The 21,651-nt window shown below is 70.4% G+C and carries 19 protein-coding genes; 13 read left to right on the top strand and 6 right to left on the bottom strand.

Going from position 1 to position 21,651, the window contains the following annotated elements; genetic code table 11:
- Nucleotides 1-23 precede the first annotated feature (23 nt).
- From ACFO0C_RS39285 to ACFO0C_RS39275, 3 genes are all read left to right on the top strand, one after another.
- Entirely contained in the window at nt 24-209 is a 186-nt protein-coding gene (locus ACFO0C_RS39285) for a hypothetical protein (protein ID WP_378071884.1), read from the top strand.
- Between the two features lie 93 nt (nt 210-302).
- Complete coding sequence (locus tag ACFO0C_RS39280) at nt 303-1,892, top strand: methyl-accepting chemotaxis protein (RefSeq protein WP_378071883.1); 1,590 nt, start codon at nt 303-305, stop codon at nt 1,890-1,892.
- Between the two features lie 33 nt (nt 1,893-1,925).
- Nucleotides 1,926-2,924 (top strand): P1 family peptidase, encoded by a 999-nt coding sequence (locus ACFO0C_RS39275; protein ID WP_378071882.1) that lies wholly within the window; start codon nt 1,926-1,928, stop codon nt 2,922-2,924.
- Here the strand turns inward: ACFO0C_RS39275 and ACFO0C_RS39270 are convergent.
- On the bottom strand, nt 2,911-3,726 hold the full coding sequence (locus ACFO0C_RS39270) for a MerR family transcriptional regulator (RefSeq protein ID WP_378071881.1): 816 nt from the start codon (nt 3,724-3,726) through the stop codon (nt 2,911-2,913). The genes ACFO0C_RS39275 and ACFO0C_RS39270 overlap by 14 nt on opposite strands.
- 60 nt (nt 3,727-3,786) lie before the next feature.
- Here ACFO0C_RS39270 and ACFO0C_RS39265 point away from each other — a divergent pair, with 60 nt between their 5' ends.
- Nucleotides 3,787-4,806, top strand: a complete 1,020-nt coding sequence (locus ACFO0C_RS39265; RefSeq protein ID WP_378071880.1) for a TIGR03617 family F420-dependent LLM class oxidoreductase — start codon at nt 3,787-3,789, stop codon at nt 4,804-4,806.
- Here the strand turns inward: ACFO0C_RS39265 and ACFO0C_RS39260 are convergent.
- Nucleotides 4,755-5,129, bottom strand: a complete 375-nt coding sequence (locus tag ACFO0C_RS39260) for a DUF427 domain-containing protein (RefSeq protein ID WP_378071879.1) — start codon at nt 5,127-5,129, stop codon at nt 4,755-4,757. The two genes, ACFO0C_RS39265 and ACFO0C_RS39260, sit on opposite strands and share 52 nt — an antisense overlap.
- A gap of 16 nt (nt 5,130-5,145) precedes the next feature.
- Between ACFO0C_RS39260 and ACFO0C_RS39255 the strand changes: the two genes are divergently transcribed.
- Nucleotides 5,146-5,607 carry an aminoacyl-tRNA deacylase gene (locus ACFO0C_RS39255; RefSeq protein WP_378071878.1) on the top strand — a complete coding sequence of 154 codons (462 nt, stop codon included), beginning with the start codon at nt 5,146-5,148 and terminating at the stop codon, nt 5,605-5,607.
- A gap of 121 nt (nt 5,608-5,728) precedes the next feature.
- On the opposite strand, the gene ACFO0C_RS39250 is transcribed toward ACFO0C_RS39255, so the two are convergent.
- Nucleotides 5,729-6,583 (bottom strand): SDR family oxidoreductase, encoded by an 855-nt coding sequence (locus ACFO0C_RS39250; RefSeq protein ID WP_378071877.1) that lies wholly within the window; start codon nt 6,581-6,583, stop codon nt 5,729-5,731.
- Nucleotides 6,584-6,747: 164 nt separating this feature from the next.
- On the opposite strand from ACFO0C_RS39250, the gene ACFO0C_RS39245 reads away from it, so the two are divergent.
- The 6 genes from ACFO0C_RS39245 to ACFO0C_RS39220 all read left to right on the top strand — a co-directional run bounded on the left by ACFO0C_RS39245 (nt 6,748) and on the right by ACFO0C_RS39220 (nt 12,819).
- The gene (locus ACFO0C_RS39245) at nt 6,748-7,119 is read left to right on the top strand and encodes a winged helix-turn-helix transcriptional regulator (protein ID WP_378071876.1); all 372 of its coding nucleotides are present in this window, start codon (nt 6,748-6,750) and stop codon (nt 7,117-7,119) included.
- A 12-nt stretch (nt 7,120-7,131) separates the two neighbouring features.
- Nucleotides 7,132-7,482, top strand: a complete 351-nt coding sequence (locus tag ACFO0C_RS39240) for a UBP-type zinc finger domain-containing protein (protein WP_378071875.1) — start codon at nt 7,132-7,134, stop codon at nt 7,480-7,482.
- 68 nt (nt 7,483-7,550) lie between these two features.
- Nucleotides 7,551-9,110: a methyl-accepting chemotaxis protein gene (locus ACFO0C_RS39235; RefSeq protein WP_378071874.1), complete on the top strand. Its 1,560-nt coding sequence runs from the start codon at nt 7,551-7,553 to the stop codon at nt 9,108-9,110.
- Nucleotides 9,111-9,202: 92 nt separating this feature from the next.
- Entirely contained in the window at nt 9,203-10,225 is a 1,023-nt protein-coding gene (locus ACFO0C_RS39230) for a diguanylate cyclase (protein WP_378071873.1), read from the top strand.
- 38 nt (nt 10,226-10,263) lie between these two features.
- Nucleotides 10,264-11,316 carry a GGDEF domain-containing protein gene (locus ACFO0C_RS39225; RefSeq protein WP_378071872.1) on the top strand — a complete coding sequence of 351 codons (1,053 nt, stop codon included), beginning with the start codon at nt 10,264-10,266 and terminating at the stop codon, nt 11,314-11,316.
- Nucleotides 11,317-11,448: 132 nt separating this feature from the next.
- Nucleotides 11,449-12,819, top strand: coding sequence for a cellulase family glycosylhydrolase (locus ACFO0C_RS39220; protein WP_378071871.1), 1,371 nt, complete (start codon nt 11,449-11,451; stop codon nt 12,817-12,819).
- Nucleotides 12,820-15,118: 2,299 nt separating this feature from the next.
- On the opposite strand, the gene ACFO0C_RS39215 is transcribed toward ACFO0C_RS39220, so the two are convergent.
- The 3 genes from ACFO0C_RS39215 to ACFO0C_RS39205 all read right to left on the bottom strand — a co-directional run bounded on the left by ACFO0C_RS39215 (nt 15,119) and on the right by ACFO0C_RS39205 (nt 18,471).
- Entirely contained in the window at nt 15,119-15,256 is a 138-nt protein-coding gene (locus ACFO0C_RS39215; protein ID WP_378071870.1) for a hypothetical protein, read from the bottom strand.
- 953 nt (nt 15,257-16,209) lie between these two features.
- Nucleotides 16,210-17,292 carry a CaiB/BaiF CoA transferase family protein gene (locus tag ACFO0C_RS39210; RefSeq protein WP_378071869.1) on the bottom strand — a complete coding sequence of 361 codons (1,083 nt, stop codon included), beginning with the start codon at nt 17,290-17,292 and terminating at the stop codon, nt 16,210-16,212.
- A 15-nt stretch (nt 17,293-17,307) separates the two neighbouring features.
- Nucleotides 17,308-18,471: an acyl-CoA dehydrogenase family protein gene (locus ACFO0C_RS39205; RefSeq protein WP_378071868.1), complete on the bottom strand. Its 1,164-nt coding sequence runs from the start codon at nt 18,469-18,471 to the stop codon at nt 17,308-17,310.
- 140 nt (nt 18,472-18,611) lie between these two features.
- On the opposite strand from ACFO0C_RS39205, the gene ACFO0C_RS39200 reads away from it, so the two are divergent.
- Both ACFO0C_RS39200 and ACFO0C_RS39195 read left to right on the top strand, forming a co-directional pair.
- The gene (locus ACFO0C_RS39200) at nt 18,612-19,217 is read left to right on the top strand and encodes a TetR/AcrR family transcriptional regulator (RefSeq protein WP_378071867.1); all 606 of its coding nucleotides are present in this window, start codon (nt 18,612-18,614) and stop codon (nt 19,215-19,217) included.
- A 153-nt stretch (nt 19,218-19,370) separates the two neighbouring features.
- The gene (locus tag ACFO0C_RS39195; RefSeq protein ID WP_378071866.1) at nt 19,371-21,635 is read left to right on the top strand and encodes a hypothetical protein; all 2,265 of its coding nucleotides are present in this window, start codon (nt 19,371-19,373) and stop codon (nt 21,633-21,635) included.
- The last annotated feature ends 16 nt before the right edge of the window (nt 21,636-21,651 follow it).

The following is a 21,651-nucleotide window of genomic DNA, read 5'->3' as shown; positions in this document are numbered from 1 at the left end:
GTCACATCCCCCGGGAGCCTGTTGTGCCTCGCTCGTACCTCCAGGTGGCAGCCGTCGCCGCGATCGTCTTCATCGGCGCCGCCCTGGCGGTCCTTAACACTTCGCCGACCGGGATCCCGGCCACGCTGATGTCGTCGCTGCTGGCGGTCACCTGGCTGACCGCGTGCTGCAGCCTCGCGGGCCTGGCTCTGGCGTCGATCCGCCGCTGAGGCGGCACCGCCGGGTCATGAAAGGTAGTATATGTCCGTAAATTCCGGGTAGCTGACCGGCTCATGCCGCCTGCCGCTCGTACCGTGGCAGACATGACCGCCACGACTCGGAACCTGGGCGTGCGGCACAAGATCGCCGCCGTGATCGTGATCGGCCTGCTGGTCTCGCTGATCACCGGAATCCTCGCGAACCGGGCGCTGAGCCGCGCCGCTGCCGCCGCCGACACGCTTTACCACAGCTCCCTGGCCAGCGAGGCGGCTCTCAGCCAGCTGCAGGCGATCAGCATCCAGACCCGCGTCGACCTGTCTAACCTGCTTATCTCCCGGACCGCGACCGACGACACGAAGTACGAGAAGGCGGTCCGCGACGGGCTCACGGCGTTCGACACCGCCTTCGACGCCTTCCAGGACACCGATCCGGCGGCCCCCGCCGCGATCATCGCGTCGCTGTCCGAGAACTGGCAGAAGTACGCCGACGTGCTCACCAGCAAGCAGATCGCCAACGCCGGGAACAAGGACTACGACGCCTACGTCACCGTGCGGGAGAGGGAGACGCTCCCGCTCATCAACGCCGTGAAGCAGGACTTCACCGACCTCTCGGCGGCGGAGTCCGCCTCCGCGGCCGCGTTCGCCGCCCAGGCCGACCACGCATACCGGAACAACCGGTCCCTCATTTTGGCCGTGTCGATCCTCGGCAATGTGCTCGCCATCATCATCGGCGTGCTGGTGATCCGCTCGATCGTGGGTGCGCTCGGCCGGGTCCAGCGGGTCTGTGAGGCCCTGGCCGAGGGCGATCTCACCGGCCGGACCGGGCTGACCGGCGACGACGAGCCGGGCCGGATGGGCCGGGCCCTGGACACCGCGGTCGGCAACCTGCGCCACACCGTCGCCACCATCAGCGGGTCGGCGGTGGCCCTGGCCGGTGCCGCCGACCGGGTCGGCGCGGTAGCCGATGAGATCGCCGGTTCCGCCGAGCGGACCACCAGCCGGGCGCAAGCGGTGTCGGCGGCGGCCGAGGAGATCTCCCGCAGCGTCGACACGGTGTCGGCCGGCAGCGAGGAGATGGGCGCGTCGATCCGGGAGATCTCGCAGAACGCCACCGAGGCCGCCCAGGTCGCGGGTTCGGCCGTGGGACTCGCGTCGCGGACCTCGGCCACCATGAACCAGCTCGGCGTCTCGTCGGCCGAGATCGGCGACGTGATCAAGACGATCACCTCGATCGCCGAGCAGACCAACCTGCTCGCCCTGAACGCGACGATCGAGGCGGCCCGTGCGGGCGAGGCCGGCAAGGGGTTCGCGGTGGTGGCCAGCGAGGTGAAGGACCTGGCACAGGAGACCGCCCGGGCCACCGAGGACATCTCCCGGCGGGTGGAGGCGATCCAGGCCGACACCCAGGGTGCGGTGCAGGCGATCGAGGAGATCAGCCGGGTGATCGCGCGGATCAGCGACTTCCAGACGACCATCGCGTCCGCGGTGGAGGAGCAGACCGCCACGACCGCGGAGATGAACCGCAGTGTCGGCGAGGCGGCGACCGGCACCGGCGAGATCGCCGAGAACATCACCGGGGTCGCCGAGGCGGCCCGGTCCACCAGTGACGGCGTGGTCCGGTCCCAGCAGACCACCGCCGAACTCAGCCGGATGTCGGCCGAGCTCACCGCCCTGGTCGGCAACTTCCGGTACTGAAGGCCGGCCGGGTGTGGGCGGTACGGTCGGGTGATGATCCGACCACAGCTGCTCTCGGCCTGGGCCGGGCACTGGACCGGGGACGGTACCGGCGTCACGGTGATCCTTCCGCCGCCCGGCACCGTCGGCTCCGGCGAGGTCCGCGGCGGCGCCCCGGCGACCCGCGAGTTCGCCCTGCTCGAGCCGGGCCGCCTGGTCGAGCAGGTCGACGCGGTGGTGCTGTCCGGCGGGTCGGCGTTCGGCCTGGCGGCCGGCGACGGCGTCGCGACCCTGCTGCGCGAACGCGGCCGCGGCTTCCCGACACCCTTCGGCCCGGTCCCGATCGTCGTCGGCATGTCGATCTTCGATGCCTCGGTCGCGGCCGATCCACCGGGTCCCGGCGCCGGGCGCGCCGCGGCCCTCGCGGCCCTCACCGGACAACCCTTCCTCAGCGGTACGGCCGGAGCCGCCACCGGGGCCACGACGGGCAAGTGGCGTGGCGCCCTGGAACCGGGCGGGCTGGGCCGGGCCACCGGGCGGGCCGGACCGGCCACGATCGAGGCGGTCGCCGTGGTCAACGCCTGGGGCGACGTGCTCGACTCCCGAGGCAACGTGATCAACGCCCGAGGCAACGTGATCGACGCCCGGGGCCACGTGATCGACGCCCGGGGCCTCGTGATCGACGCCGGGGGCGACGTGCTCGACGCCCGGGGTCACCTGATCGACGGCCGGGGCGTCGTGACCGACGGCGACCACGTGGGGCCCGGGCCGCGGCGGCCGGAGGTGCCGTTCGGCCGGCCGATGACGAACACCACGATCGCCGTCCTGCTCACCGACGCGAAGCTGAGCAAGACCGACTGTCACCTGCTCGCCCAGAGCGGCCACACCGGCTTCGCCCGCGCCCTGCACCCGGCGCACTCCCGCTACGACGGCGACGCCGTGGTCGCGTTGGCCACCGGCGAGGTCGACGGCGCCGACCTGGACCTGCTGCGCGCGGCCGCCACCGAGGTGATGGCGGCCGCGATCCGCGACGCCGTGGTCAGGCCCGCTTGACGGCCACCTGGAGCTCGGTCACCCAGTCGTCACGGTTCTCCGGGCACTCCAGGTTGATCTCCCGGGCGTAGCCGTCGGCCCGGTAACCGTTCGCGTCGATCCACGCGGCGAGGACCTGCGCGGTCGGCACCACCGCGTCCATCGGGCCGCGGTGCACGATCGTCGCGGCCTCCACGATCAGCGGCAGGTCCCGTACCACGAAATCGCCCGAACCCGGACCGGCGGAGACCTGGATCGCGGCATGCACGGTGATCCGGCCGTCGGTGGCGTCCTCGTAGTAGGCGACGCCGGGCCCGGCCGGCCGCACCCCGGCCGCGTCCAGCCGCCGGAACAGCTCGTCGTAGAGCGGATTGATCACCGGGCTGATGTGCTCCGGCTCGTAGCCGTCGGCGACAGCGGTCAGCTCGGCCACCCGGACCGGCGGGATCCGCTTGATCACCACGTCGTCGCTGGGCATGTGGCCCTCCCTCTCGATGGCCCGGAGACGCGCCTCGACCTGGACCAGGCGCGCGTTCGACGCGGCCACGGTCTCCTCCAGCTCGGCCCGGCGCAGCCGCAGCATGCCACGCAGCTCGTCGGCACTGAGCGTCCCGTCGATGATCTCGTGCACCTGGTGCAGCGTGAACCCGAGATCCTTGAGCGCGATGATCCGGTTGAGCCGGGCCAGCTGCGCGGCCGTGTAGTGCCGGTAACCGCTGGCCGGATCGACGTGGGCCGGCCGCAGCAGCCCGGTGGCGTCGTAGTGGCGCAGCATCCGGATCGACACACGTCCGTGCCGGGCGAAGTCTCCGATGGTGAACATGATGGCTCCGAGTTGACTGCCTCACACAGTGTGAGAGTCAAGATCTGGTATTCGTGGTGGATGCTGGTTGACTACGCCGCGCCGGTCGCGGCCTCCCCGGCCGAGGCCGAGACGGCCGCGGTCTCCGCCGAGCAGGTCGGGTACGACGGTTTCAACGCGGCCGAGACCAGGCACGACGTCTTCACCACCCTGGCGCTGGTGGCCCGGGCCACCGGGACCCTGTCGCTGCAGTCGACGATCGCGGTGGCGTTCGCCCGCAACCCGATGACGGTCGCGGTCCTCGCCAACGACCTGCAGCTGATCTCCGAGGGCCGTTTCCGGCTCGGGCTGGGCTCGCAGGTCAAGCCGCACATCGAGCGGCGGTTCGCGATGCCGTGGAGCCGCCCGGCCGCGCGGATGGAGGAGTTCGTGGCCGCCGTCCGGGCCGTCTGGCACGCCTGGGCGACGGGGGAGCGGCTGGCCTTCCGCGGCTCCTTCTACCAGCACACGCTGATGACCCCGTTCTTCGATCCGGGGCCCAACCCGTTCGGCAATCCGCGGATCCAGCTCGCCGCAGTGGGTGACCGGATGCTCGCGACCGCCGGCCGGGTCGCCGACGGCCTGCTCGTGCACCCCCTGACCAGCACCGCCTACCTCGCCGAGCGGATCGTGCCGACGGTGCGGGCGGCGCGCGGCGGCTCGCTCGATTCCTTCGCTCTGGAGATGAGTGCCTTCGTGGTGCTCGGTGCCGACGAGGCCGGCCGGGCGAAGGCGGAGCGGGCGGTGCGCGGGCAGATCGCCTTCTACGCGTCGACGCCCGCCTACCGGCCGGTGATGGAGATGCACGGGTGGGGCGAGCTGGCCGACCGGCTCAACGTGATGTCGCGCCGGCAATCGTGGGACGAGATGGCCGGCGCGGTCACCGACGACGTGCTCGACGCGTTCGCCGTCGGTGGCGATCCGGCGTCGGTGGCCGCGCGGCTGGGCGATCGATTCGGATCCACGATTGATCGGATCTCGCTCTACACGCCCTATGAGGCGGACCGGTATCAACTGGCCGCGGTGCGGTCGGCGATCCGGACCTCCGCTTTGTCCGGGTAGAAGGCGACGTGGCCCTTGATCGCGGCGACCGCGTCGTGGGGGTCCTGGTAGCCCCACACCGCGTTCTCCGCGCCCGGCAGCGACCAGTAACTGGCGTCGCCCTTGTAGGGACAGTAGGTCCGGTGATCGGTCGGCGAGATCAGTGCCGGGTCGACGTCGGCGAGCGGGACGTACTGCACCGGCGGATAGCTCGCCTCCTGCAGCGTGAGCGCGTCGGCGGTGTCGGCGACGACCTGCCCGCCGACGGTGACCGTCACCCTTGAGCCGGTCGGCGTGATCGTGATCGGATGATCCGGGCCTGGTTGCAGACGAGGCTTGGACATGTGAAGGAGCCTAACGTTGTCGAGTGCCGTGGAGGCCGTGTCCGCCGCCGGGATCGAGTACGACGTGATCCGGCACGGGCCGGTCAGCAGTGTCGCCGAGGCCGCCGCCGCCCAGCGGATCGAGGTGCGTGACCTGGTCAAGACGCTGGTGGTGCGGCGGGGCGACGACGACTACCTGTTCGTGCTGGTGCCCGGCGACCGGTCGATCTCCTGGCCCAAGCTGCGCGCGCTGCTCGGGGTGAGCCGGCTGTCGATGCCGGACGCGGCGACCGCCAAGGAGGCCACCGGGTACGAGCGGGGGACCATCACCCCGTTCGGCTCCCGGCGGCCGTGGCCGGTGATCGCCGACGAGAGCACCCGCGGCCGCATCGTCGGTCTCGGCGCGGGCGAACGCGGCGTCGGCCTCCGGGTGGCCGCCGACGCCGCGGTCGAGGCCCTCGGCGGTTCCTTCGCGGATGTGACCGAACTCAGTTCCTGAGGCTCGCGGCTGCCGGGTCGGCTCAGCTTTTGAGGCTCGCGGCTGCCGGGTCGGCTCAGCTTTTGAGGCTCGCGGCTGCCGGGTCGGCTCAGCTTTTGAGGCTCGCGGCTCCCGGGTCGGCTCAGCTCTTGAGGCTCGCCGCCACCGCGTCGGCCAGCGGGGTGGTCGGGCGGCCGATCAGGCCGGACAGGGTCTTCGTGTCGTCGTCCAGGTGCCCGTCGCGGATCTTGACGTCGGTGTCGGCGAGCAGTGCGGCGAACTGCTCGGGCACCCCGGCGCCGGCCAGGGCGGCCTGGTACTGCTCGGCCGGCAGGTCGGTGTAGACGACCGGGGAGCCGGAGGCCTCGGCCACCGCGGCGGCCAGCCCGGCGAGGGTGAACGGCTCGTCGCCGGCCAGCTCGTAGACGCCCGCCTCACCGCTGAGCAGGACGACCGCGGCCGCCTCGGCGAAGTCGGCGCGGGTGGCGGCGGCGATCCGGCCGTCACCGGCGCTGCCGTACAGCGCGCCCTGGGCGATCGCCGGCCCGAACGAGGCGGCGTAGTTCTCGATGTACCAGCCGTTGCGCAGGAAGGCGTACGGGATCCCGCTGCTCTTGATCAGCTCTTCGGTGGCCAGGTGCTCGGGCGCGAGGCCGACCGGGCTGGTGTCGGCACGCAGGATGCTGGTGTAGGCCAGGAAGCCGACACCGGCCTGCTTGGCGGCGTCGATCACCGCGGTGTGCTGCGGGATCCGCTGGCCGACCGCGTTGCCCGAGACGAGCAGCAGCCGGTCGACCCCGTCGAACGCGGTGGTCAGGGTCTCCGGGCGATCGTAGTCGCCCTCGCGCACCTGCACGCCGAGCGCCAGCAGGCCGCCCGCCTTGGCGGTGTCGCGGACGACGGCGACGATCTCGCCGGGCGTGGCGCCGCGGGCGATCAGCGCCTCGACGACGAGGCGGCCCAGCTGTCCGGTGGCTCCGGTGACGGCGATGGTCATGTCGACTCCCTGTTGAAGAAACTTCCCGGCCGGACGTCAGCACTGTTATCGACGTGCCATAACAGTGCTGACGTCCGGTCGGCCCGCTCGGTGCGGTGACCAGAACAATGGCACTAACTTTTCGAAAGTGCAAACCTCTCGACAGTGCTGGTATCGTCTGCGGCGTGGACGACGACGAGCTGATTCCCAGCGTGTTCGCGCGGGACTGCGCCTCCCGGGGCGTGCTCGCCGACGTGACCGGCCGCTGGGGTGGCCTCGCCCTCGCGGCGCTGCACGACGGGGCGTTCCGGTTCAACGCGCTGCGCCGCCGGGTCGACGGCGTGAGTGAGAAGATGCTGGCCCAGACGCTGCAGGCACTCGAGCGCGACGGCCTGGTCGTCCGCGAGGTGCAGGCCACCATCCCGCCCCGGGTGGAGTACAGCTTGACTCCCCTCGGGGAGAAGGTCGCGGCCAAGTTCGTCGAGCTGATCGAGCTCGTCGAGGGCGAGTTCGGGCAGATCGCCGTGGCGCAGGCGGCGTACGACCGTACCCATTGATAGGTTTTCGCCGTGACCAGCGACGCACCGATCCGCACCGACGTCCCTCCCTCCGGCACCGGCTGCGCCGAGTGTCTCGGCGCCGGCGGCTGGTGGTTCCACCTGCGCCGATGTGCCGAGTGCGGCCATGTCGGCTGCTGTGACAGCTCGCCCTCGCAGCACGCCACGGCGCACTGGCGCGACACCGGGCACCCGGTGATCCAGTCCTTCGAGCCGGGCGAGGACTGGTTCTGGGATTATCGGACGGGGCAGGGCCTCTCCGGGCCTGAACTGGCCCCGCCGGGCAGCCGTCCCGACGACCAGCCCGCGCCCGGTCCGGCCGGTTCCGTCCCGTCTGACTGGACCCGCAAGCTGCACCGATGACCTTTGCCTTTCCTCAGGTGAACGCCGCCACATCCGATGGTGTGTGCGTCGGATGCTAAGGAGGGCAGATGCGGGCGATTCAGAACATCGGTACGGCTAAGCGGCTGGGGGTGATCGTCGCCACCGGAGCCGTCGCGCTCGGCGGCCTGGCCGCGATCACGCTCACCAGCCAGTCGACCCTGACCGATCAGGCCGAGCAGATGCGCAGCCTGGAGGCCTGCCTGGCGGCGATCAACCACCTGAACAACCGGCAGAGCGAGCTGAAGGTGGACGCCTACCGCTCCGCGCTCGGCCAGGACGTCAGCCAGGACGTGATCGACGACGTGGACTCGTCGACCGCCGCAGCCGACAAGGTCGAGGCGTGCGGTCTTCCCTCCGCCATGTTGCAGGAGTTCAAGGGCTACCGCCCGGACTTCGACGCGTTCAACGTCTTCATCACCGAGTTCGTCAACGCCGGTGTCACCAACGCCAAGTCGGTGCTCGGCCGGATCGACGAGATCCCCGAGGCCAACAACAAGACCGACGATCAGCTCGACGCCCTCACCGAGAAGGTGGAGGCCGCGATCGCCCAGGAGAAGGCCGACATGGACACGGCCGTCTCCGGGACCCGCAACATGGCGATCCTCGTCGCCGCGCTCGGTCTGTCCGCACTGATCGGCATGTCCATCCCGATGGTCCGGTCCATCCTCGGCCCGATCCGGCAGCTCGGCCTGGTCATCGACGCCCTCGACAAGGGTGACCTCACCGTCCGCAGCGGCATCACCAGCCGCGACGAGCTCGGTACCATGGCCGCCGGTCTGGACCGCTCCCTCGACAAGCTGCGCGCCTCGATGCAGACCATCGCCGGTGACGCCGACAAGCTCGCCACCGCGTCGAACCAGCTCGCCGGCGTCTCCGCGCAGATCGCCGACGCCGTCGACAACACCGACCGGCAGAGCACTTCCGCCGCCACCGAGGCCGACGAGATCTCCCGCAACGTGCAGACCGTCGCCGCCGGTTCCGAGGAGATGGGCCTGTCGATCCGGGAGATCTCCCGCAACACCAGCGAGGCCGCCCAGATCGCGTCGGTCGCGGTGACCGAGGCCGCCCGCGCCACCGACACCATCCGCCAGCTCGGCGAGTCGTCGGCCGAGATCGGCAACGTGATCAAGCTGATCACCTCGATCGCCGAGCAGACCAACCTGCTGGCCCTGAACGCCACCATCGAGGCGGCCCGCGCCGGCGACGCCGGCAAGGGCTTCGCCGTGGTCGCCTCCGAGGTCAAGGACCTCGCCCAGGAGACCGCCCGCGCCACCGAGGACATCCACACCCGGGTCAACGCCATCCAGCAGGACACCGGCGGCGCGGTCGAGGTCATCAACCGGATCTCCGAGGTCATCGCCCAGATCAACGACTTCCAGACCACCATCGCCTCGGCGGTGGAGGAGCAGACCGCCACCACCGGTGAGATGAGCCGCAGCATCGCCGAGGTCGCGGCCGGTTCCAGCCGGATCGCCTCCAACATCAGCGACGTCTCCTCGGCCAGCGCGGCCACCGTCGGCGGCGTCACCCAGACCCGGGAGGCGAGTGCGGCGGTGTCGCGTACCGCCGACGAACTCCGCACCCTGGTCGGCGCCTTCAAGTTCTGACCTTTCGACCGAGAAGGGGGCCCGCTGTCGGGGCCCCCTTTTCCACGTTCCCTCACGGGCCCTGTCCGGCTGCCGATCAGATGCTCATGCACGTGGACGACGACGCGCTGCTCAAGCGCAGACGCACCATCGAGACCGCGGCCCTGGTGTCGCGCAGCTTCGGGATCGTCTCCACGGCCCTCGCCGCCGCCGGAATCGGGGCCGGCGCGGCCCTGGTACCCACCGCCGACATGCGGGCCGTCTGCTGGGCCGGTGTCGTCGCGATGACACTCTCCAACGTGCTGTCGTTCCTCGGCCGCCGGCGGCCCGGTTCGGCCTGGTACATCCGGTGCAGCGCCCTGCAGGTGCTGCTCGACACCGCCACCATTCTCGGCATCGTCGTGCTCTCCTCCCGCGACACCGACACCACCACCTGGCCGCTGCTCTCCCTCGCGATCGTGGTCGCCGCGCTGCGCCATCAGCTGCTCGGCGCCATGGTCGTCTACGGCGCCACCTCGCTCGGCTTCGCCCTGCTCGTGCCCGGCTTCGCCGAACTGTCCTTCCTGCTGGGCGTCGGCTTCCTGATCGCGGTGATCACCGGCACCCAGTCGTCGTCGCTGGACCGCCACCTCGAAGCGCTCAACGAGACCCGCCGGGCACTCCAGCACCAGGCCACCCACGACGGGCTCACCGGCCTGCCGAACCGGGCCCACCTGGCCGCCTACGCCGACGAGCGCGCCGGCCGGCCCCTCGGGGTGCTGCTGCTCGACCTCAACGGGTTCAAGCAGGTGAACGACACCCACGGGCACGCCGCCGGCGACCGGCTGCTGCACGAGGTCGGCGTCCGGCTGACCGCGGCACTCGGGGCGGACGGGCTGGCCGGGCGGCTCGGCGGCGACGAATTCCTGGTCCTGCTGCCGGAGGCCGACGGCGCCGTCGCCGCACGGATGGCCGACCGGGTCCGCGAGGCCATCCGGCTGCCGATCGACATCGGGGAGGGGCGTACGGTCACGGTCGGGGTCAGCGCCGGGGTGGCGCTGCGGCCGGCCGGAGACGACGCCGGCCTCGACGCGCTGACCGCCGAGGCCGACGCGGGCATGTACCGCGACAAACGAGGCCGGACCGTCGCTGCCTGAGTGCGCAGGTCGGGCCGCCCACTGCCGATGAGAGGCGCATGCGCAAGGTCACCGGCAGGCGGGCCGCGCCCCCGGTCGACGACTCGTTGCGGTCACGCCGACGAGCCGTCGAGGGCGCCCAGCTGATCTCCCGGAGTCTCGGGCTGGTCCTCACCGCGGTCTACATGGGCGGCGTGACGGACCTGGCTCCCCGGGTGCTCAGCGACGACATGATGTACGCCTGCCAGCTCGGGCTCGGGCTGATGTCCGCCTCGAACCTCCTGGCCCTCCTCGCCCGCAGACGAGCCGGGTCGTCCTGGTACCCGCTGCTCAGCGCCGTCCAGGTGGTCCTCGACACGATCACGATCATCGTGTTCGTGACCGTGTCGGAACGCGATTTCGAACAGACCACCTGGCCGCTGCTCGGCCTGTGCATCTCCATCGCCGCGATCCGCCACCAGCTGGCCGGCGCCCTGCTGGCCTTCGTCGCGACCTCGGCCGCCTTCGTCCTGCTCGTGCCGGACTCGCCGGACACCGCGTTCGTGCTCGGCATCAGCGCGATGACCGCGATCATCGCCGGAGCCCAGTCGACCGCCTTCGCCCGGCAGCTCACCGCCCTCCAGGAGACCCGGCGGGCACTCCAGCACCAGGCCACCCACGACGGGCTCACCGGCCTGCCGAACCGGGCCCACCTCGACGAGTACGCGGCCCGGCTCACCGGTGGGGCGCTCGGCGTGCTGCTGCTCGACCTCAACGGGTTCAAACAGGTGAACGACACCCACGGGCACGCCGCCGGCGACCGGCTGCTGCACGAGGTCGCCGTCCGTCTCACCGAGGCGGGCGGTCCCGGCACGGTGGCCGGCCGGCTCGGTGGCGACGAGTTCCTGATCCTGCTGCCCGGCGCCGGGGCGGGCGCCGTCGCCGCCACCTGTGACCGGGTCCGCGAGGCGATCCGCCGGCCCGCCGACCTCGGCGACGGCATCGTCGTCACGGTCGGGGTCAGCATCGGCGTGGCGCTGCGGGCGGCCGGTGGTGAGGCCGGGCTCGACACGCTCACCGCCGAGGCGGACGCGGGGATGTACCGGGAGAAGCAGGCCCGGCGCGCCGCATGAGATCGATCCATTGCGATGCGCGGCGGCGGCGGGTAGCGTGCCGTTAACACGTCGGTAAACGACGTGACAGGGGACTGCCCGGGGCGGGGCGTTCGTTCGGACGCCGTACCAATCCCCCTCAAGAGGCAGGTCATGAAGAGAAGACTGGCCACGATCGCCGCCGTCCTCGCCACCCTCACCGCATCAGTGCTGACGTTCGTGCAGCCCGCCTACGCCGCCACCGGCCTGCACGTCAGTGGCCGCAACATCGTCGAGGCCAACGGCAGCACTTTCATCATGCGTGGCATCAACCACATGCACACCTGGTACGCCGGGCAGACCGGCTCGTTCGCCGACATGAAGGCGGCCGGAGCCAACACGGTCCGGGTCGTGCTCAGCGGCGGCCGCTGGACGGCCAACAGCGCCGCCGACGTCACCAACGTGATCAACCTGTGCAAGGCCAACAAGCTCATCTGCGTCCTGGAGAACCACGACACCACGGGGTACGGGGAGGACGGCGCCGCCTACACCCTGGACCAGGCCGTGAACTACTGGGTCGGGCTCAAGAGCGTGCTCGTCGGCCAGGAGAACTACGTCGTCATCAACATCGGCAACGAGCCGATCGGCAACACCAACCCCGGCCAGTGGACCGCCGCCACCACCGCCGCCATCCAGAAGATGCGCACCAACGGCTTCGAGCACCTCCTCATGATCGACGCGCCGAACTGGGGCCAGGACTGGCAGTACGTCATGCGCGACAACGCACAGACGGTCCTGGACGCCGACACCCTGGACAACACGGTGCTCTCCATCCACATGTACGCCGTGTTCAACACCGCCGCGTCGATCCGCAACTACCTCGACGTGTTCCAGAACAACAACTGGCCGCTGGTGATCGGCGAGTTCGGCTGGCAGTTCGCCTCCGGAGAGGTCGACGACGCCACACTGATGGCCGAGGCGCAGGCCCGCGGCATCGGATACCTCGGGTGGTCGTGGGCCGGCAACACCGACCCGATCCTCGACATGACGAACAGTTTCAACGCCGCTTCCCTGACGACCTGGGGCCAGCGGATCGTCAACGGCGCCAACGGGCTCAAGGCCACCAGCAAGGAGGCCACCATCTTCGGCGGCGTCCAGCCCAGCTCGCCCACGCCGTCGTCGCCCTCTCCGTCGTCCCCTTCACCCTCGCCGTCGTCCCCGTCTCCGTCGCCGTCCACGCCCACCGGGGCCTGCACCGCGACCTATGCGATCACCGGCAGCTGGCCGGGCGGATTCCAGGGCGACGTCAAGGTCACCGCGGGCAGCGCGGCGATCAAGGGATGGACGGTGAGCTGGACGTACGCCAACGGCCAGACGGTCGCCAACGCCTGGGGAGCGACGGTCACCAGCAGCGGAACCACGGTGACCGCCCGCAACGCCTCCTGGAACGGCAGCCTGGCCGCGGGGGCGAGCACCAACTTCGGGTTCCTCGGCTCGTGGACCGGATCCAACAGTGTGCCCACCCTGACCTGCACCGCAAGCTGATCCTTCCGGCCCGGCCGGTCGTTCTCCCGGCCGGGCCGGTTGCTTTGGGAGCGCTCCCATGGCAGGATGTGGCACACGCGCCCGCCCCGGCGTGATCCCTGCCCCTGTCAATTCATCCCCTGCACCATGGTTCCAGCCCGGTCGGATGCTCGCTCGCCGCCCCCACGTGGGGTGGGTCGGAGGCGGGCGGGCGTCCACCGCCTCCGTCGTATCGCCGGCGGGGTAGTCGTCCCCGCCGGTTCTCTGGCGGGGTCATCGTCGCCGCGCCTGGAAGTATGGGTCCGGGCGCGGCGGCGGCCTAACTTCCTTCGGCTGCGGCCTTCTTGCGGGTCCGGCGCTCCCTCTTCCACGATCCCACCGTCTTGCGGACTTTCGGCTCAGGGTTCTCGCCTCGCCGCCTTGCCGCCTCGCCGCCTTGCCGCCTCGCCGCCTCGCCGCCTTGCCGCCTCGCCGCCTTGCCGCCTTGCCGCCTTGCCGCCTCGCCGCCTTGCCGCCTCGCCGCCTCGCCGCCTCGCTGCCTCGCTGCCTTGCGGCGTGCTGCCTTGTGGCGTTGCTGCCTTGCGGCGTGCTGCCTTGCGGCGTGCTGCCTTGCGGCGTGCTGCCTCGCCGACTCGCCGACTCGCCGACTCGCCGCGTTGCTGCCTTGCGGCATTGCTGCCTCGCTGTCTCGCTGTCTCCCCGCTACGGTGTGCTGCCCTGCCGCCTTGCCTGTGCCGCCTCCTTCGTTCCGCCTCGCCCTTGCTTCCGGCCGCCTCGGCGTGCTGCCGTGCCGCCTCGCTCGTTCCGCCGTGTTGCGGAATTACCGCGTCGCAGTCCTGCCATGTCGCTGTCTCGCCGCGCGGTCGCGCTGTTGTGTTGAGGGCTTGCCGACCCGTCACGGCGTCGTCCTGCTGGCTTCTCGCGATTCAGGCTTTGCGTGGTTTTGTCGTCCTTCGGACTTCCTGCGCTCTGGGTCCTTGCGTTGGCGCGTCGCCTTACCGGCCTTCTCCCGCGGCTGGGTGCTTGCGCGGCCTTGCTGTTCTCCGGACCTTCTTTGCGGTTCGGGTGTTCTGCGAGATCGTCTTAATCCGGGATTCCAGGATCTAGTGTTTTGCCCGGATTCTCGGCTTCTGGCTCTTTGTCTGGGTTGGTTCGTCCTGCTTCGCCGTCTGTCCTCATGCGGTTTGGGTGCTTGCTCGGATGCGCGGTGCTTCGGTCTTTGGGCTTTCCGCGGACCAGATGTTCGCGTGGTCTCGTTCTTCGAATTCAGCTCGCGATGTGGTCCCTTTCATCTTTTCCGGCAATCCTGCCGGACGAGGCGGCCGCCCTCGATTGTGGAAAAGCTGCCATGTGGATTGTGGAAAAGGTTGGCATGATCGAGAACTTACAGTTAGAGATTCGGATGAGGGAGAATTCTTGCATGGGTCAGACGTCGTTGTTCAGCAGGTCGGAGATTGCTTCGATGCGCGATCGGACTGCGTCTCGTAACTATTCCGCCGAGCGTGAAGTGTTCCGCCGTGAGCATGAACAGCGTCGCTATTGGGGCTTGCAGCGCAGACATGCCGACAAGCTTCGCCGCCTTCATCAAAGTCGGTCCGCGATGGCTGCTGAAAGCGCGCGAGAGAGCCCAGTCGTGCCCGAGCCGCCGTCTGTAGTTCAGCCTTCGCGACAGACTCCCGCCGTGCCTCCCCCTCCATCTCCCTCTTGCACGTCAGTGTCGCCCCTTGCATCGGCTGCCGTCACCGCCGCGGTCTCGAGCTCGGTCGGCGAGCCCGAGCTGGCGGCAGTCGTCGGAGCGTCCCGTTCCGCCCCGGCAGTCTCGGCGGCCGCGCCAGCCTTGGGCGCCGCGCCAGCCTTGGTCGTCGCACCAGCCTTGGTCGCCGCGCCAGCCTTGGTTGCTGCGCCAGCCTTGGCCGTCGCACCAGTGTTGGCTGCTGTGCCAGGTTCGGTTGCGGCGTCAGCTCTGTTTGCCGGACGAGCTCTGGTTGCGGCGTCAGGCCTGGTCACTGTGCCAGCCCCGGTCGTCGGGTCCGTTTCGGTTGTCGGGCCAGTTTCGGTTGCGGCGTCAGGCTCGGTTTTCGCCTCAAAGATGGCGGCGGTGGCCGCATCGGCTTCAGTCGCCGCGCCGGTCTCGGGTGCTGCTCCGGTGTCTGGCGTCGCCTCACGGGCCACGGCGATTTGCCTCGATACCGCCTCGGTCCGGAGCGGCGCGTCAGGGTGGATACCGGTTGGGGTACGAACCGTGGCCGCCGCGTCCCGAGCCGATACATCGGCGCCGGGTGTCTTGCCGACGCGGCAGGGGGTCCTGCGCCTGCCCTGGTTATGGCGCCGGTGCCCTGGTCACTTCACTGTCCTTGGTTGCCACGCCGGAGTTGATCGTGGTCACCGTGCCGAGGCCGGTCACCGTGCTGAAATCGGTCACGGTGCCGGGGTCGGTCACCGTGTTGGGGTCGGTCACCGTGTTGGGGTCGGTCAGGGTGCTGGGTCGGTCACGGTGCCGGGGCCGGTCACCGTGTTGGGGTCGGTCAGGGTGCTGGGTCGGTCACGGTGCCGGGGCCGGTCACCGTGTTGGGGTCGGTCACCGTGTTGGGGTCGGTCAGGGTGCCGGGGCCGGTCACGGTGCTGGGTCGGTCAGGGTGCCGGGGTCGGTCACCGTGTTGGGGGCGGTCGCGGTGCTGGGTCGGTCACCGTGCGGGGATCGGTCACCGTGTTGGTGTCGGGGCCGGTCAGGGTGCTGGGTCGGTCACCGTGCCCGGGTCGGTCACGGTGCTGGGTCGGTCACCGTGCCGGGATCGGTCGCGGTGCCGGGGTCGGTCACCGTGTTTGGGTTGGTCACGGTGCTGGGTCGGTCACCGTGCCGGGATTGGCTGCGGTACTGGGGCCGGTTACCGTGCCGGGATTGGTTATCGTGCCGACCTGTCATCGTGCCGGGGTCGATGGCCGGCTCCGAGGTGTCGTGTTTCGGGTGCCGTCGCGTCATAGCCGGCCGCCTCGGCGCTGGGTCACCGCTGCGCCAAGCGTGGACATCGGGTCCTTGTGGGTCGGCGCCCCGGGCTGTGGAGCGCCGTTGAATTGGGCGAGTGCCGCGGATGTTTCGGGCGGGAGTGGGCGGGATTCTTCAGGTGTGAGCTGGTCGGCGTGGGATTCATTGAATTGGGTGGTTGATGCCGTTTGTGGAATGGCGTTTCTCTCGGCCGTTTCGGTGTGGGTACGGGTTTACTGTGGTTGCTCTTCTGTGGTGCTGGATTAGTTCTCTCGGGCTTCTGTTTGTTCGACGTGTGTGGCCTTTTGCCGTCTTCGGTCTGGGGTGCGGTTCGGCCCGGCCCCCTGGGCGCGTCGCGTTGCGCCGTGGAGTGGGGCCGGGCCGTTGTGGTTGTCAGCTTGTGGGGCGTACCAGGGGAGGGTCGGTGATCAGGGCCAGGAGGCCAGGACCTCCGGGACCGATGTGGTGCGCGGAGGGGCGGGGGGTTTCGCCGGGGTTCGCTGTAGGCGTGGGGCGGGGGCCGGCTGGACGATTCCGTCGACCTCTATGAACGATTTTCGGGCCTCGTTGTGTGGGTGCAGCGGGGCCTCGGCGAGGGAGAGGACCGGGCTGACGCACGCGTCCAGCGGTTCGAAGATCGCGGCCCATTCGTCGCGGGTCTTCTCCAGGAAACGTTCGGTGAAGCGGCGGCGCAGTTCCGGCCAGGCGGCGAAGTCGAACTGGCCGGGCAGGTCGGGGTCGTCGGTCAGGTTCAGGCCCTTGAGCAGGGCCGCGTAGAACTGTGGCTCCAGCGAACCGACCGCCAGGTAACCGCCGTCGGCCGCCCGGTACGTGTCGTAGAACGGGGCGCCGCCGTCGAGCAGGTTGCGGCCGCGCGGGGCGGGCCAGCGGCCGGCCGCCGCCATGCCGTGGATGAACGTCATCAGTAACGAGGAGCCGTCCACCATCGCGGCGTCGACGACCTGTCCGCGGCCCGACGTGCCGCGTTCCACCAGGGCCGCCAGCACGCCGACGGCCAGGAGCATGCCGCCGCCGGCGAAATCGCCGAGCAGGTTGATCGGGGCGTGCGGCTTCTCGCCGGCGCGGCCCAGCGGGTCGAGGGCGCCGGCGATCGCGATGTAGTCGATGTCGTGGCCGGCCGCGGGGGCCAGTGGGCCGTCCTGACCCCAGCCGGTCATCCGGGCATAGATGAGCCGCGGGTTGAGCCGTTCGCAGACCTCCGGGCCGAACCCCAGGCGCTCGGCGACGCCGGGGCGGAACCCTTCGACCAGCACGTCGGCCTTCTCGATGAGGCTCAGCAGTTCGGCCACGCCGGCCTCGGACTTCAGGTCGACCGTCACGGTCCGGCGGCCGCGCTGCATCGGGCCGGGAGGCGGACCCGCCGGTCCGTTACCGCCGGGGCGTTCGACGAGCACCACGTCGGCGCCCAGGTCGGCGAGGACCATGCAGCCGAACGGGGCCGGGGCCAGACCGGACAACTCGACCACGCGGATGCCGGCGAGTGCGGTCATCGGGCGTACCCGGATTCAGAGAACACGGGAGATCAGCTCCTTCATGATCTCGTTGGTGCCGCCGTAGATCTTCTGGACCCGGGCGTCCGCATACATCTTCGCGATCGGGTACTCGGTCGTGTAGCCGTAACCGCCGAAGATCTGCAGGCAGCGGTCCACGACCTCGCACTGGCCCTCGGTCAGGTACAGCTTCGCCATCGCCGCGGTCGCGACATCCAGTTCACCGCGGGTGTGCCGCTGGATGCAGTCGTCCAGGAAAGCCCGGGACACGCGGGTGCGCGTGGCCACCTCCGCCAGAACCATCCGGGTGTTCTGGTGGCCGATCAACGGCTTGCCGAAGGCGGTTCTTTCTTTGGCGTACGCCGTAGCCAGCTCGACCGCACGCTGCATGGCCGCGACCGCCCCGACGCCGATGACCAGGCGCTCCTGGGGCAGCTGCTGCATCATCTGGATGAATCCGGACCCCTCGGTCCCCAGGAGGTTCGCGACCGGAACCCGGAAGTCGTCGAAGAACAGTTCGGCCGTGTCGTTGGCGTGCAGGCCGATCTTCTCGATCTTGCGACCGCGACGGAAGCCGGCCGGGTCACCGGTCAGCTCGCAGACCAGCAGCGAGATGCCGTGTGCGCGTGCGGACGTGTCGGTCTTCACCGCGAGGACCAACAGGTCCGCAAGGATTCCGTTGGTGATGAACGTCTTCGAACCGGTCACCACATAGTCGTCGCCGTCGCGGATCGCGCGCGTGCGGATCGACTGGACGTCGGACCCGCCGTCGGGCTCGGTCATCCCGATGGCGCCGATCAGCTCGCCGCTCACCAGGCCCGGCAGCCAGCGACGTTTCTGCTCGTCGGAGCCGTAGTCGTTGAGGTAGCCGGTGACGATGCCGCTGTGCACGGCGATGCCCAGGCTACCCTCGCCGGCCAGTGTCTGTTCGTGCAACAGCGTTGCCTCATGGGTGAAGTCGCCGCCCCCGCCGCCGTACTCCTCCGGGATCGACAGGCCGAGCAGCCCCAGCTCGCCGGCCCGGCGGTAGTGCTCGCGGTCGGGGTGTCCCTGCTGCTCCAGGCGTTCGGCGTGCGGCAGCACCTCCTTCGTGAAGAAGGTGCGCGCGAGCTCGGCCAGGTCGTCGTGTTCCGGCTTGCGCCACGGTTCGACATAACCGTCCAGTCCAGGCGTCGGCATCGACACACCATCGAACACTATTGGCGATGTGTCAATAAGCCACGTATGAATTGCCGCGATTCATCGTTCCCGCCGATGGAAACATAGATGAAACGGGCATCTCGGGCCGCGATCGATCGATGTGCCGTAAGGTCGGGCAGGTGAGTGTCGAGGCGATACGCCGGCGCCGGCTGGAACCGGACGCCCGGCGCGAACAGATCCTGTCGGTGGCGATCCGCCTGTTCGGGGCGAAACCCTACGCCGACGTCTCGACCACCGACGTCGCCCGGGACGCCGGCGTCGCCCGCGGTCTGGTCAACCACTATTTCGGTACGAAAAAGGACCTCTACCTCGAAGTGGTGCGGGTGATGCTGACCGTGCCCGAGGTGGCACTGGAGCAGCTTCCCGGGGGCGAACTCCCCGAACGGGCCGATTCCATCGTCAGCTGGTTCCTCGACGTGGTCTCCCGGCACAGCACGTCCTGGCTGGCCGCGACCGGGGCCGGCGGGATGGCCGGTGATGCCGAAGTGAACGCCGTGATCGCCGAGGCTGTCGATGTCGCCGCGGCGGGTGTGCTGCGTGCGGTCGGCATGGGGGACGACCCGTCGCCGGCGCTGCGGGGGATGACCCGGTCGTATGTCGGCCTGGCGATCTGGACGGCCCAGGAGTGGTTGCAGCGGGATGTGCTGACCCGCGAGCAGGTGCACGTGCTGCTGTCCACGGCACTGGTCGCGATGGTGGAACGAGCGTTCCCGCAAGCGGTGTAAAAGACCGAACGGTCCGAGAAAAGGACGAATCGGTCCGCATTTGAACTAGCCTCCTAGGATGATTTACGCGGCGTGACCGGGCGCCGGGCCGCTCCCATAGTGCGGATCTGTCCAGAGGGGACGGATCTGGCGCCCGTGGGGGACGATGCTGGCATGCATCCACGGCGACGGATTCTCTGGGTGATGGGCGGGACCGTCGTCTTCGTGCCGGTACTGGCCGGGGTGTTGTGGCTGCTTCCGGACGATGTCCTGGACGCCGGCGACAAGATGGGCAGCGTGTTCGCCGCGGCGGGGGCGGCGGTCGCGCTGCCGGTCGGGCTGCTCGCTCTGTGGACGCTGGCCGAGTCCTCGCCAGGGAGGCAGACGGACGACGTTCTCGACCGGCTCGCCGGCCTCGTCGGACGTCAGTGGGAGCGGGAGGCGGTGCGCCGCGGCCTGCGCGGGACGGCGCCGATGCGGATCCGGTGGCGGATCACCGAGCGGCCGGTCGGGGTGCCGCCGGACGAGGTCGCCGATCTCGGCCAGGTGCGGGTGACCCGGCTACGGCTCACCGGCGACGTGCGGGAGCTGGCCGAGACGTGGCGGCGGTTGCCGTACCGCAGGCTGGTCGTGATCGGAGCGCCGGGCGCGGGCAAGACGTCGGCGGCGGTGCTGCTGACGTGCGATCTGCTGGCCGGCCGGGGTCCGGGGGATCCGGTGGCGGTGCTGCTGGACCTGGCCGGCTGGCGTCCGTCCACTGAGGAGTTCGAGGTGTGGCTGGGCCGTACGCTGGCCGGCCGCTACGGGTTGCGGGCAGTCGCGCGGGAAGCGGCCCGGCTGGTCGCCGACCGCGGGGTGATCGCGGTGCTCGACGGCCTGGACGAGATGCGATCGGAGGAGCGGGCGGCCGCGGTGACGGCGCTCAACGAGCTGGTCGACCTTCCGCTGGTGGTGATGAGCCGGGCCGAGGAGTACACGGCGACGGTCGCCGCGACCGGTGAGCCGCTCCATCGGGCACTGATCGTCGAGTTGGATCCGTTGCCTGCGCAGCGGGCGGCCGAGTTCCTGCCGGGCGGTCAGGCGGGTGACGCGGACCGGTGGGCGCCGGTGACGGGGGAGCTGGCCCGGGATCCGTCCGGCCCGCTGGCGACGGCGTTGTCGAGTCCGCTGATGACCTACCTGGCCCGGGCGGTGTACCGGGCGCCGGGTTCGGATCCGGCCGAGCTGATCGGCTTCGCCGGGCGGGGCGAGCTGGAGCGGCGGCTGTTCGACCGCTGGCTGCCGGCGCTCTACCCGGAGCGGGGTTCCCGGCGGGACCGCTACACAGCGGTCCGGTCGGCGGCGTGGCTCGGGTCTCTGGCCCGCCTCCTGGACCGGCAGGGGCAGCGGGACTTCGCGTGGTGGTACCTCGGCTGGGCCAGCGGGCATCGGATCCGGGCCGCGCGGCTGGTCGTGATACCGGGGATCGTGGTGCCGTTTCTACTGCTCATCGCCGTGAATCGCGGTCTGACGGCCGTGGATGGTGTCTTCGCCCTGCTGAGTCTTCTCGCCGCCGTCGTCCTTCCGCTCGGCGGTGACGATCCGGAGGACCCGCGACATCTGCGATTCCAGGCCCGGCGTTTCCGGACGGCGATCATCGGTGGGATCGCCTTCGTCGTGCCGCAGATCGCCATCGCGGAGTTGCGGTACCCGATGGGCGTCGCACCGGTGGTCGCCTCGGCGGCCGTGGCGGCGGTCGTCGCGTCGTGGCTGAGCCGGTCGGCCTGGCGGGAGCTCATGACGTTCCGGCCGGTGCGCCGCACGGAGTACCGGAGGGCGGGGCCGTCGCCGCTGGCCGGTCCGGCGGGCCCGGCGCTGGCCTTCCTGGCCGGCCTCGCGGTGTGCCTGTCGTTCCGCTTGTGGGACCGGGACTGGCAGGATCCGCTCGGGTTGGCGATCTTCGTCAGTGTGTCGGCGTCGGTGGCCATGGGGACGATGTGCGGGTTGGTGTTCGGCCTGGGTTCGGCGATGGTCCGGCCGGCGCCGGAGGACGAGCTGTGGGACCCGGTCCGGACTCTGCGTGACGACCGCGCGGCGCTGCTGGTGCCACCGCTGCTCATCGGGGTGGTGACGATGGCCGGTGTCCTGGCCGGGGGACTGGCGGACTCGTGGGACCTCGGCGCGGCCCCGGTGTGGTATGTGGTGCGCGCCGGCCTGATGGGGGCGGCCCTCGGGTGGGTGTTGATGGTGCTGCTCGGACCGCCGGCTTGGCTCACGTACACCGTCGTTCGGCTGTGGTTCGCGGCGCGGGGGCGGCTGCCGTGGCGGCTCATGTCGTTTCTGGAGGATGCGGCCCGTCGTGGGGTGTTGCGGCGTAACGGGGCGGTCTACCAGTTCCGGCACGAGCGGCTGCGGATCCATCTGGCGGGGACGGCAGGCGGTGTGCGGCGCCTGGAGTGACCGGGGACCGGCGCCG

Origin of the sequence: Actinoplanes subglobosus (assembly GCF_042650585.1) — a bacterium.
Taxonomy (GTDB): Bacteria; Actinomycetota; Actinomycetes; order Mycobacteriales; family Micromonosporaceae; genus Actinoplanes; species Actinoplanes subglobosus.
Note: the sequence above shows the minus strand (reverse complement) of the source record. Positions and strands in the feature narration are given on the sequence as shown.

Bases quoted from the DNA above. Each gene is read 5' to 3' on its own strand.
- ACFO0C_RS39205 (WP_378071868.1), bottom strand. From the start codon at position 18,471: ATGCCGACGCCTGGACTGGACGGTTATGTCGAACCGTGGCGCAAGCCG.
- ACFO0C_RS39195 (WP_378071866.1), top strand. From the start codon at position 19,371: ATGCATCCACGGCGACGGATTCTCTGGGTGATGGGCGGGACCGTCGTC.
- ACFO0C_RS39210 (WP_378071869.1), bottom strand. From the start codon at position 17,292: ATGACCGCACTCGCCGGCATCCGCGTGGTCGAGTTGTCCGGTCTGGCC.
- ACFO0C_RS39250 (WP_378071877.1), bottom strand. From the start codon at position 6,583: ATGACCATCGCCGTCACCGGAGCCACCGGACAGCTGGGCCGCCTCGTC.
- ACFO0C_RS39260 (WP_378071879.1), bottom strand. From the start codon at position 5,129: ATGTCCAAGCCTCGTCTGCAACCAGGCCCGGATCATCCGATCACGATC.
- ACFO0C_RS39280 (WP_378071883.1), top strand. From the start codon at position 303: ATGACCGCCACGACTCGGAACCTGGGCGTGCGGCACAAGATCGCCGCC.
- ACFO0C_RS39235 (WP_378071874.1), top strand. From the start codon at position 7,551: ATGCGGGCGATTCAGAACATCGGTACGGCTAAGCGGCTGGGGGTGATC.
- ACFO0C_RS39265 (WP_378071880.1), top strand. From the start codon at position 3,787: ATGCTGGTTGACTACGCCGCGCCGGTCGCGGCCTCCCCGGCCGAGGCC.
- ACFO0C_RS39275 (WP_378071882.1), top strand. From the start codon at position 1,926: ATGATCCGACCACAGCTGCTCTCGGCCTGGGCCGGGCACTGGACCGGG.
- ACFO0C_RS39225 (WP_378071872.1), top strand. From the start codon at position 10,264: ATGCGCAAGGTCACCGGCAGGCGGGCCGCGCCCCCGGTCGACGACTCG.
- ACFO0C_RS39220 (WP_378071871.1), top strand. From the start codon at position 11,449: ATGAAGAGAAGACTGGCCACGATCGCCGCCGTCCTCGCCACCCTCACC.
- ACFO0C_RS39270 (WP_378071881.1), bottom strand. From the start codon at position 3,726: ATGTTCACCATCGGAGACTTCGCCCGGCACGGACGTGTGTCGATCCGG.